This window comes from Streptomyces sp. MZ04 (assembly GCF_004684775.1).
Classification (GTDB): Bacteria; Actinomycetota; Actinomycetes; order Streptomycetales; family Streptomycetaceae; genus Streptomyces.
Window position 1 is genome coordinate 1 of the sequence record NZ_SRIC01000094.1, and the last position, 13,696, is coordinate 13,696.

The window sequence follows — 13,696 nt, forward strand, 5'->3', positions numbered from 1 at the left end:
AGCCAGGAGACGGGCAGCGGGTCGGGAAAGGACTCGGGCAAGGGCTCGAGCGGGGAGACGGGCAGCGGGTCGGGAAAGGACTCGAGCCAGGAGACGGGCAGCGGGTCGGGAAAGGACTCGGGCAAGGGCTCGAGCGGGGAGACGGGCAACGGGACGGGCAAGGAGTCGGGCAAGGAGTCGGGCGGGGAGACGGGCAACGGGACGGGCAAGGAGTCGGGCAAGGAGTCGGGCAAGGGCGAGGCGCCGGGGCAGGCCATGGCGCGGCCCGCCCTCGGCGTGGAGGCCGTGGACGCGCCAGGCGGCCCGGGAGCGCTGCTGGTCGGCGTGCACAGCCCGGGGCCCGGCCACACCGCAGGGCTGGTGCGCGGCGACGTACTCCTGGCCTTCGGCAAGACCCGCATCGGCTCGGCGAAGGGCCTCGCGGCCGCCGTGGCCGCCGCGGAACCGGGCAGGAGCGTCACGCTGACCGTCCGCCACGAGAGCGGCGACCGGCAGTTCCTGTCGGCCACGCCTGGTTTTGTGACGTGACGGCCGTCGTCCGTGCCGAGGGTGCGCTTGCTCGCCCTGCGCGGCTTGGGCGGCCGGTGTCGTCGGCTGGCGCTGGGCTCGTGGTCGGTTGCAGCTGAGTCCGGCCGCGAGCGCGGCGACCGGCAGTTCCTGTCGGCCACGCCTGGTTTTGTGACGTGATGGCCGTCGTCCGCGCTGAGGGTGCGCTTGCTCGCCCTGCGCGGCTTGGGTGGCCGGTGTCGTCGGCTGGCGCTGGGCTCGTGGTCGGTTGCAGCTGAGTCCGGCCGCGAGCGCGGCGACCGGCAGTCTCTGTTGGGCCACGCCTGGTTTTGTGACGTGATGGCCGTCGTCCGCGCCGAGGGTGCGCCCGCTTGCCCCGCGCCTTCGGTCGCCGCTGAGTCCGTCGCGCTCGCTGTGTCGTCCTCGAGCCCCGGCCTTACTCGCCGTTGGGCAGCAAGCCCGGCCGACGTGACCCCGGCGGGCGGGGGAAGGAGGAAATCGCCTCGCGGACGCGCACCGGTGCGGGCAGGATCGGCAGCAGGACCACGCCGTACGCACACGCAGCGAGCCGCCTTGGAGGCGTCCCATGACCGGCATTCCCGGCATTCCCGAGCCCTTCACCGCCGACGACTACCGGGCCCGCATGGAGCGCGCCGCGGCCTCCGCGGCGGACGCGGGGCTCGCCGGGCTGCTCGTCGCGCCGGGCCCCGATCTCGTCTGGCTCACCGGCTATCAGCCGACCGCGGCCACCGAGCGCCTCACCGTCCTCGTGCTCGCCGCGGGCCAGGACCCGGTGCTCGTGGTGCCCACGCTCGAGGCCGGGGACGCCGAACGGGCGGCGGGCGCGAGCGCGCTCTCCCTGCGTGACTGGACCGACGGCAAGGATCCTTACGCCCTGACCGCGCCGCTCCTCGACGTCGACGGGCGCTTCGGGATCAGCGACAACGCCTGGGCGATGCACCTCATCGGCTTCCAGCAGGAGCTGCCGGACACCTCCTACGTATCCCTCACCGAAGCCCTGCCCATGCTCCGCGCGGTCAAGGACGCCGCGGAGCTCGAGCGCCTCGCGGCGGCCGGTGCCGCCGCCGACGCGACGTACGAAGAGATCCAGAAGGTGCGCTTCGCGGGCCGCAAGGAGACCGACGTCGCCGCCGATCTCGCCGATCTGCTGCGGCACTTCGGGCACTCCCAAGTCGACTTCACCGTCGTCGGCTCGGGACCCAACGGCGCCAAACCGCACCACGAAGCGGGCGATCGCGTCATCGAGCGTGGCGACATGGTCGTACTCGACTTCGGCGGCCTCATGCACGGCTACGGCTCGGACACCTCGCGCACGGTGCACGTCGGCGAGCCCGACGCCGAGGAGCAGCGCGTACACGACGTGGTGCGCGAGGCGCAGGCGGCGGGCTGCGCGGCGGTGCGGCCCGGGGCGGCCTGCCAGGACATCGACCGGGCGGCCCGCGCGGTGATCACCGAGTTCGGCTACGGCGAGCGGTTCATCCACCGCACCGGGCACGGCATCGGCGTCACCACCCATGAGCCGCCCTACATGATCGAGGGCGAGGAACTGCCGCTCGTGCCGGGCATGTGCTTCTCCGTAGAGCCCGGCATCTATCTGCCGGGCCGCTTCGGAGTGCGCATCGAGGACATCGTCACGGTCACCGAGGATGGCGGCAGGCGGCTCAACGCAACCGCGCGCGAGCTGGCGATCGTCGACTGACCCCAGCCTTCAGCGTCATGGCGTCGCGATGACCGCGCACGCCTCGGCGGGCAGCCGCAACAGCCCGTCCGCGCCCGGCGCCACGACCGGCTCCCACGCGGCGAGCACCCGCGCGCCCCGGCCGCCCACGGGGACGACGGCCGCCTCCTTGCCGACGTTCACGGCGATCCGCAGATCACCGCGCCGGACCGCGAACCAGCGCTCCCGCTCGTCGTACGCGACCCGTACCGCCGCCAGATCGGGGTCCAGGAGGTCGACGCGGGAGCGGCGCAGGGCGATCAGCTCGCGGTACCAGGCGAGCACGCGCGCGTGGGGGTCGGTCAGGGGCTCCGCCCAGTCGAGACAGGAGCGGTTCCGGGTGGCCGGGTCCTGAGGGTCGGGGATCTCCGTCTCGGCCCAGCCGTGCGCCGTGAACTCCCGGCGTCTGCCTCGGCGCACGGCGTCCGCCAGTTCGGGATCGGTGTGGTCCGTGAAGAACTGCCAGGGCGTCGCCGCGCCCCACTCCTCGCCCATGAACAGCATCGGCGTGAACGGCCCGGTGAGGGTGAGCGCGGCCGCGCAGGCGAGAAGACCGGGGGAGAGCGTCGCGGAGAGGCGGTCCCCTTGGGCGCGGTTGCCGACCTGGTCGTGGGTCTGCGTATAGCCGAGGAAGCGAAATCCGGGCGTCCGGGCGCGGTCCACGGGGCGGCCGTGCCGGCGCCCCCGGAACGTCGAGTACGTACCGTCGTGGAAGAAGCCACCGGTCAGCGTCTTGGCGAGCGCGGCGAAGGGCGCCTCGGCGAAGTCCGCGTAGTAGCCGTGCGATTCACCGGTGAGCGCCGCGTGCAGCGCGTGGTGGAAGTCGTCGTTCCACTGCGCGTGCAGGCCGAGGCCGCCCTCCGCGCGCGGGGCGACGGTCCGCGGGTCGCCCTGGTCCGACTCGGCGATCAGCGCGAGCGGTCTGCCGAGCTCGTCGGAGAGTTCGTCCACGGCCGTGGACAGTTCCTCCAGGAAGTGGCACGCGCGCGTGTCCCGCAGCGCGTGCACCGCGTCCAGGCGCAGACCGTCCAGACGGTAGTCGCGCAGCCAGGCGAGCGCGCTGCCGATCAGATACGCGCGGACCTCGTCGGAGCCAGGGGCGTCGAGGTTGACGGCGGCGCCCCACGGAGTGTGGTGGGTGTCGGTGAAGTACGGCCCGAACGCGGGCAGATGGTTGCCCGACGGGCCGAGGTGGTTGTGCACCACGTCGAGCACGACGCCGATGCCGTGCGCGTGCGCCGCGTCGACAAAGCGTTTCAGCGCCCCGGGTCCGCCGTACGGCTCGTGCACGGCCCACGGCGACACGCCCTCGTATCCCCAGCCGTGCCGCCCCGGGAACGGGCAGAGCGGCATCAACTCCACATGGGTGACGCCCAGTTCCGCGAGATGGCCGAGCCGCCCCGCGGCCGAGTCGAGCGTGCCGTCCGGTGTGTACGTCCCCACGTGCAGCTCGTACAGGACGGCGTCCCGCACCCCGCGCCCCGCCCACGGCGCGCGCCACGCGTACCGCTCGTGGTCGACGACCGCGCTGAGCCCATCGGGGCCGTCCGGCTGGCGGCGTGAGCGGGGATCGGGCAGGACGGGACCCCCGTCGAGCGAGAAGCCGTACCGCGCCCCGTCCCGCACCGCGACCTCCGCCGTCCACCACCCGGCCCGGCCGTCGGCGCGCTCCAGCGCGTGCGTGGCGTCGTCGCACTGCAGCGTGACCCGCTCGGCCTCCGGTGCCCACACCTCGAACTCCACTGACAGTTCCCTCTCGTCCGTCCTGCTCGTCCGTCCTGCTCGTCCGTCCTGCTCGTCCGTCCTGCCCATCGTGCTGTCCAGTCCGTCGGTACGCCCGACCATCGTGCTGCAGAAGTGATCTGCCCGCGGTCGTTCCGCGTTTTCTGGACACCCCGGCCGACCTGCCCGACAATCACCAGGGTGACGTCGTCCTTTGAGATCCACACGTACCCCGCGCGGCTGACCGACGCCGAGCGCGACAGGGCGCTTGAGGTGCTCAGAGAAGGCGCTGCCCTCGGCAAGCTGTCGCACGAGACGTTCGTGCGGCGCATGGAGCTCGCGCTGGCCGCTCGGCAGCCCGACGAACTCGCGGCGCTCACCGCCGATCTGCGCACCGAGGGCCGCTTCTCGCGCATGGTGTTCGGCACCGTCGGCGCCGTCTCCGGGTTCACCGTCCGGCTGCGCAGGGCCTGGCAGGCCGAGCGGCTGCCGAAGCTGCTGCTTCCGGTGCCGGGGAATCCGCGTCCGCTGCGGATCGGCCGTGACCCGGCGAACGGCCTGCGGCTGAGCCACGAGACGGTCTCGCGTGTGCACGCCGAGCTGAGCCGGCAGGGCGGCATGTGGGTGCTGCGCGACCTCGGCTCGACCAACGGCACGTCCGTGAACGGCCGGAGGGTGATCGGCGCCGCGGTGGTGCAGGACGGCGATCAGGTGAGCTTCGGGACGATGTCGTTCCGGCTGGCTGTTTCCTGAAAGCGCCAGCTGTTCCTGAGGCGCTGGCTGTTCCTGAGGCGCCGGCTGTTTCCTGAAGCAGGGGGCCGATCGGGTCAGTCGCCCCGCACGCGCGCGTGCCGCGCGGCCGCGACCGCCGTCCGTGACTGGTGCTCGGCCTGGTGCTCGACCGGCACCCAACGGGCCTTGAACCGCTCGGCGAACGCGTCGCTCCAGTGCACGACGAGCCGTTCGAGCCGGGGAGCGGCCCGGTCGCCCGCCGCGTCCAGGACCCGCAGCGCCATCGCGGCCGCCCGCAGCGGCAGCCGCCGCCCGAAGGCGTCGACGCTGCCGACGTACGCCATGGAGTTCCCCGCGGGCGGCAGCGTGTCCCAGTCGTCGGCGAGGCCGGGCACCAGATCGAGCGCCCAGCGCGCCGCGCGCATCAGCGGACCGTGCGCCTGGGGCAGCCGCGGCAGCGCGTCCCCGAGAATCTCCTCGACGAGCCGGGCGTCTTGGCGCAGCCGCTGTGCCACGCCGCGCAGCGCGAGGACGGGGGCCGGATGGACAGCGGGGTCGTCCACCAGGTCGCTCGCCCACATCGGGACCTCGACGATCGCCGTCAGGCCGCCGTAGCGGTGCGCGTGATGCCACGTGGTGTGCCGGGCGTCCTCGGGGAGGCTCGGATAGGCGGCCGCCGAGCCGGGGCCGGGCAGCACGTGGACCCCCGGTCCCGACACCGGCCAGCCCGCGGCGTCCGACGCTCCGGTCTCCACCGGGATGTGCAGCTCGGCCGCGGACTTGGCGAAGGGCTCGGCGAGCCCCGGTATGTCCCTGGTCAGCTGCACCCAGCTGCCGCCCAGGTCGGTGCCGTGCAGGGACACCTGCAAGTAGGGCCGCAGTTCGTCGATGACACCGGTCAGGGCGCGGGTCTCGGGCGGCAGCCGGTCGGGCGGCAGGACGGAGGGCGACCACTCCGGCTGTTCCGGGCCCGCGGGACGGAAGAAGTGCCGGTGGTAGTCGAGGAGGGTACGCGGGGCGGGCGTGCGGTGCAGGGCCGCGCCGTCCGGATCGGCGCACAGGAGGAAGTGCCAGGAGGTGTCGGCGCGCAGGTCCTCGTCCCGCAGCGTCCACTCCGCGAGGTGCAGCAGCGTCGAACCGCCGGCCGGTTCGTTGGAGTGCGCGCCCGCGACGACCAGGACGGCGTGCGGGGAGCGTCCGACGGACAGCAGGTGCAGCGGCCGTCCCGCACGCGAGGCGCCCACCTGGCGCAGTGTGCTCAACTCGGGGCGATGTGCCGCCAACTCCCTTGCGGACAGCACTAGTTCGGCCACATTGGGATAGCGCTGCTCCGCCAGTTGACTCACCCCCGTCTTGTCCGCTGACGCATTGGGCAGTACGCCACGCGGTCGGGCGGGTGTCAAGCGTGCTGCGCAGCGGTGTCACCGCACCACGCCTGGCCCGCGTGCTCGCCTCACCCGAACGGGCGTACGGGAACTGCGTGCGGTGGCCCGTGGTGGTCCCCTGATACCCCAGGAAGCCCCCTGAAACCCCACCCGCACGGCCCACCCGCCGCGCTGACCCAGAGGCGGTAGCCGGCGGTGCGTAGCCTTCCAGGCGTGAGCGGGATGCCCCCGGCGCTGCAGTCCCTGCCCGGCTCTTGCAGCTCGGCCCCTCGTGGGCGCCGTCTGTCACCGGCTTCGCCGAGTTCGTCCTCAAACGCCGGACGGGCTGGAATGCCTCCGCCGGGTTCGTCCTCAAACGCCGGACGGGCTGGAATGCCTCCGCCGGGTTCGTCGGCGGATGCCGGACGGGCTGGATTGTCTCCGCCGGGTTCGTCGGCGGATGCCGGACGGGCTGGATTGTCTCCGCCGGGTTCGTCGGCGGATGCCGGACGGGCTGGATTGTCTCCGCCGGGTTCGTCGGCGGACGCCGGACGGGCTGGATTTGCCCCGTCGATCGACCTGCCCAGTCTGCTGTCCCCCGGTGTCGAGCTTGATCCGTATCCGCTCTATCGCGTCCTCCGTGAGGACTTCCCGCTCGTTCGGGACGAGCTTTTCGGGGCCTGGCTCGTCAGTCGGTACGTGGATGTGCGGGCCGTGCTCGGGGAGGTGCGGTTCGGTGCGCCGGGCCCGGAGGGAAGCCTCGGGCCCGGCGTGAGCCGGCGGGCCGTCGCGGTGGTCGACGCCGCCGTCGAGCGCACCGCCTACGTCCTGGCGCGGCGCATCGCGGGGCGCCGCGAGGTCGATCTCGTCGCCGAGTTCTGCGGGTGGCTGCCCGCCGCGGCCGCCGTCGCCGCGCTCGGGCTGCCCTACGGAGACGCCGCGCGCGTCCAGGAGTGGTGCCGTACGGGCCTCACCCGCGTCGGCGAAGCCGAGGGGCACCCGGAGCTCGCGGGCCTGCTGCGGCCGCTCATCGCGCGGCGTCGCGCGCACCCCGGGGCGGACCTGCTGTCCGTGCTGTGCGGCGCCCGGGTGGACGGGCGGCCGCTCTCCGACGAGGCCGTGACCCGCCTCGCCGGAAACCTCCTCGGTGGCGGCGGCGAGGCCACCGCCCTCGCGCTCGCCTCGTTCCTCGCCAACCTCCTCGACCACCCCGCGCAGTTCGCGCTCGTACGCGCAAGGACCGAGCTGATACCGGGCGCCTGGACGGAGTCCCTGCGCCGCGATCCGCCCACGCCCGTGGTGCTGCGGCGGGCGACCGCGCCGATCGACGTGGGCGGCACCACGCTCCCCGAAGGCGCCGTCGTGGCCTGCCTCGTCGGCGCCGCGGGCCGCGACCCGTACCGCTTCGCCGATCCCGACCGCTACGACATCTTCCGCGCGGACCCGGAGAGCCTCGCGCTCGGCGGGGTCCCGCGCCCCTGCCTCGGCACCACCCTGGCCGCCCTCACCGCCCGACGGGGCCTGCGGGCCCTCCTCGACGTCATGCCGGGCCTGCGCTGGGCGCCGGGCTTCAGGCCGGTTCCCCAGGGGCTGACGACTCGGGCTCCCCGGATGCTTCTCGTGCGTCGGGACTGACCCGGTTGACCCGTTCCAGGAGCACCACCGGCAGCTCGCCGAAAAGGTCCGCCACGCGCGCGTGCCCGGTGAACTCCCGCCCCGGAGTGAGCAGATCCGTCCACCGCCCCTCCGGAAGCACCAGTTCCGTCGTGCGCCAGCCGCCCGCGTCCGTGAGCCGCAGGGAGAGGCGTGTCACCGCCGTCACCAGCTCTCCGGAGCGGGCGAAGGCGACACAGTGCGTCGCACCGGGTCCCCGCACCGAAAGCGGCTCGTACGTCGCCGCGCCGCCGAACAGCTCCGGGCGCCGCCTGCGCAGCCGCAGCGCGGCCGCCGTCAGGGCCAGCTTCTCCTCCGAGAGGTCCCAGCGGTCACGGTGCTCCTCCAGGTGCTCCAGGACGTGCGCCTGGAACCGCACGGGCCGCCGGTTGTCCGGGTCCACCAGGGTGCGGTACTCGCCCTCAGTGCCCTGGTAGAGGTCGGGCACCCCCGGCATCGTCAGCTGGAGCAGCGTCGCCCCGAGGACGTTCGCCCGCACATGCGGCCGCAGCCCGGCCGCGAACTCCGCCACCGTGTAGAGCGGCGGCCCGCACGGCCCCGCCTCCGCGAACGCGGTCACGGCCTTCTCGTACGCCTCGTTCGGCTCGGTCCAGCTCGTGTGCAGGCCCGCCTCGCGCACATGCTTGAGCAGTGCCTGCTGCAACCGCTCGTCGTAGGGGAAGCCGAACCCGACGGCCGTCTGCCAGGCGGCCCACGCCAGTTGGGGATCGGGCGCGCAGGTGCCGCCCATCCGCGCGGTCTGCTCGGTGACCTCGACCAGGAGGTCGGCCCACCGCTGCGGGCACTGCGTGAGGACGGCGATCCCCGCCCGCACGTCGGCGCTGCGCTTGGTGTCGTGCGTGCTGAGCGCCGTCCCCGTGTACGGCCAGTCGCGCTGCACGCGCGCGCAGTACGCGTGAAAGGCCTCCGGGGCCACCGCGGGACGCTCGGGGGAGCCGCCCACCTCCGCGGACGACAGGAGCGGCGCGTGCCGGTAGAACGCGGTGTCCTCGACCGCCTTGGCCCGCAGCGCCGACGCCGTCTGCGCGAACCGCGCCCGGAAGGCGTCGACCCCGGGACCGGACCCGATCCTGCCGAGGGCCAAGTCCCGTACGACATCGACCGCTTCGGCCTCCTCGCGGACGGTGAACGCGGCCTTGGCGTCGTCGGCGGCCGCCACCGTCAGGACCGAAGCCGGTTCGGCGCCTCCGGAGACGTACGGCCGGTAGACCGGAAGCCGCACGAGCAGCTCCTGGAGCGCGGTGCGCAGCGCCCACGGCGCGTGGTCGCGCAGCGCGGGGTGCGGGGCGCACAGCGCGGCCGCCTCGCGGGTGAGCCGGTCGGTCTCGGCGGCCAGCTCATGGGTGATGACCTTGTACGCGGCCCGCCGCACCGTGGCCCCCCAGTCGCCGCCCCGGTCGGCCGGCGGCGCCGTGAACCGCCGGTACTGGCCGAGGAGTTCACCGGCGCCGGCGGGGTCCGTGAACAGGCCGTCCAGGTGGCGCAGCGCGTCGTACCCGGTGGTGCCCGCGACGGGCCACGCGGCGGGCAGCCGCTCCCCGTCGGCGAGGATCTTCTCGACGACCGTCCAGCGACCGCCGGTGGCCTCGTGCAGCCTCTGGAGGTACGCCCCCGGGTCCGCGAGGCCGTCGGGGTGGTCGACCCGCAGCCCCTCCACGACACCCTCCCGCAGCAGTCCGAGCACCTTCCCGTGCGTCGCGTCGAACACCTCCGGGTCCTCGACCCGCACCCCGATGAGGTCCGAAATGGTGAAGAAGCGCCGGTAGTTGAGCTCCGTGCGGGCAAGGCGCCACCACCCGAGCCGGTACCACTGCGCGTCCAGCAGCTTCGGCAACGGCAGCTCCTCGGTGCCTTCCCGGAGCGGAAACGCGTGCTCCTGGTAGCGCAGGACGTCCCCGTCGACCCGCAGCCGCTCCAGCTCGTCCCCGATGCCCCGCGCGAGGACGGGCAGGAGCACCCGGCCGTCGCCCGCATCCCAGTCGATGTCGAACCACCGCGCGCAGGGCGACGAAGGGCCTTCCCGGAGGGTCTCCCAGAGGGCGTGGTTGTGGCGAGGGACGGCCGCCATGTGGTTCGGCACGATGTCCACGACCAGGCCGATGCCGTGCGCCCGCGCGGTGCGCGAGAGCGCCCGCAGCCCAACCTCGCCGCCCAGCTCGTCGCGCACGCGCGCGTGGTCCACGACGTCGTATCCGTGCGTGGACCCCGGTACGGCCTCGAGCACCGGCGACAGATGCAGATGCGAGACACCGAGCGACGCCAGATACGGCACGGCCGCCTCGGCGTCCGCGAACGGGAAATCCGGCTGGAGCTGCAGCCGATAGGTGGCGGTCGGGGGCGGCGGGACCAATGGCACTGAGCGCTCTGGCGTCATGCGAACGTACGTACCCGCCTGGCGGGCTTTCGTGCCATCGACTCATGCGTTCGGCCGCCAGGTCATCGCTAGTTTCGGACGATGGCTACGAAGGCACAGGTCGCACGGGACACACAGAGCGAACGGGACACGCCGGGCGCACGAGGGCTCCTGGACACCTACCGGGAAGTGATCGGGCACACCGGAGCGGCCCTTCCGGTGATCTCGTTCCTCGGCAGGCTCCCCGTGGCCATGATCCAGTTCGGCAGCGTCCTCCTGGTGACGGAGACCAGCGGATCGCTCGCCACCGGAGGGATCGTGGCGTGCGCGCTCGCCCTCGGCCAGGTGACCATGGGCCCCTTCGTCGGCCGCCTCGCGGACCGGCGCGGCCAGCGAGCCGTCGTGCTCGCCTTCTCGCTGCTCAACGCCGTGGCCATCGCCGCGTACACGCTGGGCGCCCTCCTGGAGCTGCCCACGCCCGCGCTCGTCGTCCTGGCCGTCCTCGCCGGTGCGAGCATCCCCGGGATCGGGCCGCTGGCCCGCGCCCGCGCCGTTCCGCTGGTCCGCCGCGCGGGCGGTGACGACCGTCTGGTCAACACCGTGCTGTCCCTGGAGAGCACCATGGACGAGCTGTCGTTCGTGCTCGGCCCCGCCCTGGTGGGCCTCGCGGCCGTCGCCGCCCACCCGGCGTACGCCTTCGCGGCGGCCGCGCTCCTGGTCGCCGTCTGCGGCACGGGCTTCGCGCTGCACCCCACGGGCCGGACGGTGCGGGCCGCCGAGCGGACGACGGCACGCGCGCGTGGGGAGCGGGAACGCCTGCCGCGCGAGGTCTACGTCGTACGCGTCGGCCTCGTCTTCGTCGGCGTCCTGCTCGGCGCCTGTGGAGCGGGCATCACCGCCCTCACCGAGGAGTTGGGGCAGCCGGGCCAGGCGGGGCTCGTCTACGCCGCCATGGGCGTCATGAGCGCCGTCGTGGGGCTCTCCATGGCCGCGCTGCCCGAGCGGTTCGGCCTGTACGCGCGCTGGCGCCTGGCCACGGCCGCCGCGGCGCTCCTGTCGCTGCCGCTGGTGTGGACGGACAGCATGACGGGCCTGTACCTCGTGGTGACCGTGTTCGGCGCCGTCTACGCCCCGAACCTCATCACCGGCTTCGGCCTGACCGAGCGCGCCTGCCCGCCGGAGCGGCTCGCCGAGGGGATGACGTTCGCCGCGAGCGCCTTCGTCGGCGGCCAGGCCGTCACGCTCGCCGTGGCGGGACGCCTGGCCGAGTCCCACGGCCCCGGCGCGGCGTTCGCCCTCGGCAGCGCGGCCGCCGCCGTCGCGTTCCTCGTCGCGCTGATCGCCCGCCCGGGGACGCACGACAGCGACTACGACAGCGACACCGCCGCGGTCACGCCGGGCGCCGCAGGACCGTGAGGCTGCGGTCGGCGAGGGTGAGACGCTCGCCGGCCCCGGCCTTCGGCCCGGTGTCAGGAGGCACGCCGTCCGAGCGCGCCGTGTCGACCACGACCTGCCACTGGCGGCCGTGATTGACCGGCACCACGAACTCCAGGGGCTGATCGGACGCGTTGAACATCAGCAGGAACGAGTCGTCGGCGATCCGCTCACCGCGCGTGCCGGGCTCCGAGATCGCGTTGCCGTTCAGGAACACCGTCAGCGCCCGCGCCTGCGACGCGTCCCAGTCCCGCTGTGTCATCTCCTCGCCCTCCGGGGTGAACCAGGCGATGTCGGAGAGCTCGTCGTGCGTGCCCTCGACCGGACGGCCGTGGAAGAACCGCCTGCGCCGGAAGACGGGGTGATCGCGGCGCAGCCACGCCATCGCGCGCGTGAACGCCAGCTGCGTGCAGCCGTCCTGCGGCCAGCGCACCCAGGCGACTTCGTTGTCCTGGCAGTACGCGTTGTTGTTGCCGCCCTGGGTGCGTGCGAACTCGTCGCCGTGGCTGAGCATCGGCACGCCCTGGGAGAGCATCAGCGTCGCGATGAAGTTGCGCATCTGCCGCTCGCGCAGCTCCAGGACGGCCGGGTCGTCGCTCTCGCCCTCGGTGCCGCAGTTCCAGGAGCGGTTGTGGCTCTCGCCGTCCCGATTGCCCTCCCCGTTGGCGTCGTTGTGCTTGTCGTTGTACGCGACCAGGTCGTGCAGCGTGAAGCCGTCGTGGCAGGTGGCGAAGTTGATCGAGGCCAACGGGCGCCGCCCGTCGTCCTGGTAGAGGTCCGAAGACCCCGTGAGGCGCGACGCGAACTCCGCGAGCGTGCGCGGTTCGCCGCGCCACATGTCCCGCACCGTGTCGCGGTACTTGCCGTTCCACTCCGTCCACATCGGCGGGAAGTTGCCCACCTGATAGCCGCCCTCGCCGACGTCCCACGGCTCGGCGATCAGCTTCACCTGGCTCACCACCGGGTCCTGCTGCACCAGATCGAAGAACGACGAAAGACGGTCCACCTCGTGGAACTGCCGCGCGAGCGTCGCCGCGAGATCGAAGCGGAAGCCGTCCACGTGCATCTCCGTGACCCAGTACCGCAGCGAATCCATGATCAGCTGAAGCACGTGCGGGGAGCGCATCAGGAGCGAATTGCCCGTCCCCGTGGTGTCCGTGTAGTAGCGCTGGTCGTCCGAGAGGCGGTAGTACGAGGTGTTGTCCAGGCCCCTGAAGGAGAGCGTCGGGCCCAGGTGGTTGCCCTCCGCCGTGTGGTTGTAGACGACGTCCAGGATCACCTCGATGTCCGCCTCGTGCAGCGCCTTCACGGCCTGCTTGAACTCCAGGACCTGCTCGCCCCGGTCGCCCCAGGAGGCGTACGTGTTGTGGGGCGCGAAGAAGCCGATGGTGTTGTAGCCCCAGTAGTTGTTCAGGCCCATGTCGACCAGGCGGTGGTCGTTCACGAACTGATGGACCGGCATCAACTCGATCGCGGTGACGCCCAGTTGGGTGAGATGGTCGATGACCGCCGGATGCGCGAGCGCCGCGTACGTGCCGCGCAGGTCGTCCGGCAGCTCCGGGTGGAGCATGGTCAGGCCCTTCACATGGGCTTCGTAGATCACCGTCTCGTTGTACGGGGTGCGCGGCGGCCGGTCGTCGCCCCAGTCGAAGTACGGATTGACCACCACGGACGTCATCATGTGCGGCGCCGAGTCCATGTCGTTGCGCTTGTCCGGGGCGCCGAAGCGGTAGCCGTACACCTCCTCGCCCCAGTCGACCCGGCCGCTGACCGCCCGCGCGTACGGATCGAGCAGCAGCTTCGCGGAGTTGCAGCGGTGCCCGCGCGCGGGCGCGTACGGGCCGTGCACGCGGAAGCCGTAGCGCTGTCCCGGCATCACGCCCGGCACGTACGCGTGGAGCACGAACGCGTCGGACTCGCGCAGCTCGACGGCGGTCTCCGAGCCGTCGTCGTGCAACAAGCAGAGCTCTACGCGGTCGGCGGCCTCGGAGAAGACCGCGAAATTCGTCCCGGCGCCGTCGTACGTGGCACCCAGTGGATACGCCTGCCCTGGCCACACCTGCATGCATACGACTCTTCCACTACCGCCCCCTCGGCCCGGGGTCACTTTGGCCAGAGTCTCCCCGAAAGTGGGGCAACCACCCAGGAGTTGAGGCCGTCTAACGGGCCGAC

The 13,696-nt window shown here is 72.9% G+C and carries 9 protein-coding genes; 5 read left to right on the top strand and 4 right to left on the bottom strand.

The features are described 5' to 3' along the window. Both E2651_RS45395 and E2651_RS20525 read left to right on the top strand, forming a co-directional pair. A partial coding sequence (locus tag E2651_RS45395; protein ID WP_245239032.1) for a PDZ domain-containing protein occupies positions 1-528 on the top strand: 528 nt, incomplete at its 5' end. A 565-nt stretch (positions 529-1,093) separates the two neighbouring features. Continuing rightward, the gene (locus E2651_RS20525) at positions 1,094-2,227 is read left to right on the top strand and encodes an aminopeptidase P family protein (protein ID WP_135332634.1); all 1,134 of its coding nucleotides are present in this window, start codon (positions 1,094-1,096) and stop codon (positions 2,225-2,227) included. Between the two features lie 15 nt (positions 2,228-2,242). Here E2651_RS20525 and treZ read toward each other — a convergent pair whose 3' ends face one another. Next, positions 2,243-3,988, bottom strand: coding sequence for a malto-oligosyltrehalose trehalohydrolase (gene treZ / locus E2651_RS20530; RefSeq protein ID WP_135332652.1), 1,746 nt, complete (start codon positions 3,986-3,988; stop codon positions 2,243-2,245). A gap of 180 nt (positions 3,989-4,168) precedes the next feature. Here treZ and E2651_RS20535 point away from each other — a divergent pair, with 180 nt between their 5' ends. Further along, on the top strand, positions 4,169-4,720 hold the full coding sequence (locus tag E2651_RS20535; protein WP_135332635.1) for a DUF1707 and FHA domain-containing protein: 552 nt from the start codon (positions 4,169-4,171) through the stop codon (positions 4,718-4,720). A gap of 74 nt (positions 4,721-4,794) precedes the next feature. On the opposite strand, the gene E2651_RS20540 is transcribed toward E2651_RS20535, so the two are convergent. Continuing rightward, positions 4,795-6,045 (bottom strand): M14 family zinc carboxypeptidase, encoded by a 1,251-nt coding sequence (locus E2651_RS20540; protein ID WP_135332636.1) that lies wholly within the window; start codon positions 6,043-6,045, stop codon positions 4,795-4,797. 717 nt (positions 6,046-6,762) lie between these two features. Between E2651_RS20540 and E2651_RS20545 the strand changes: the two genes are divergently transcribed. Further along, positions 6,763-7,698: a cytochrome P450 gene (locus E2651_RS20545; RefSeq protein WP_245239033.1), complete on the top strand. Its 936-nt coding sequence runs from the start codon at positions 6,763-6,765 to the stop codon at positions 7,696-7,698. On the opposite strand, the gene treY is transcribed toward E2651_RS20545, so the two are convergent. Further along, positions 7,634-10,111 carry a malto-oligosyltrehalose synthase gene (gene treY / locus E2651_RS20550; protein ID WP_135332638.1) on the bottom strand — a complete coding sequence of 826 codons (2,478 nt, stop codon included), beginning with the start codon at positions 10,109-10,111 and terminating at the stop codon, positions 7,634-7,636. The two genes, E2651_RS20545 and treY, sit on opposite strands and share 65 nt — an antisense overlap. Before the next feature lie 81 nt (positions 10,112-10,192). On the opposite strand from treY, the gene E2651_RS20555 reads away from it, so the two are divergent. Further along, positions 10,193-11,506 carry an MFS transporter gene (locus E2651_RS20555; protein ID WP_135332639.1) on the top strand — a complete coding sequence of 438 codons (1,314 nt, stop codon included), beginning with the start codon at positions 10,193-10,195 and terminating at the stop codon, positions 11,504-11,506. Here E2651_RS20555 and glgX read toward each other — a convergent pair. Further along, on the bottom strand, positions 11,481-13,589 hold the full coding sequence (gene glgX / locus E2651_RS20560; RefSeq protein ID WP_135332640.1) for a glycogen debranching protein GlgX: 2,109 nt from the start codon (positions 13,587-13,589) through the stop codon (positions 11,481-11,483). The two genes, E2651_RS20555 and glgX, sit on opposite strands and share 26 nt — an antisense overlap. Between the last annotated feature and the right edge of the window lie 107 nt (positions 13,590-13,696).

What these genes read in the sequence shown, in the direction of transcription:
- glgX (WP_135332640.1), bottom strand. Translation starts at nt 13,589, where the DNA reads ATGCAGGTGTGGCCAGGGCAGGCGTATCCACTGGGTGCCACGTACGAC.
- E2651_RS20555 (WP_135332639.1), top strand. Translation starts at nt 10,193, where the DNA reads ATGGCTACGAAGGCACAGGTCGCACGGGACACACAGAGCGAACGGGAC.
- E2651_RS20525 (WP_135332634.1), top strand. Translation starts at nt 1,094, where the DNA reads ATGACCGGCATTCCCGGCATTCCCGAGCCCTTCACCGCCGACGACTAC.
- treY (WP_135332638.1), bottom strand. Translation starts at nt 10,111, where the DNA reads ATGACGCCAGAGCGCTCAGTGCCATTGGTCCCGCCGCCCCCGACCGCC.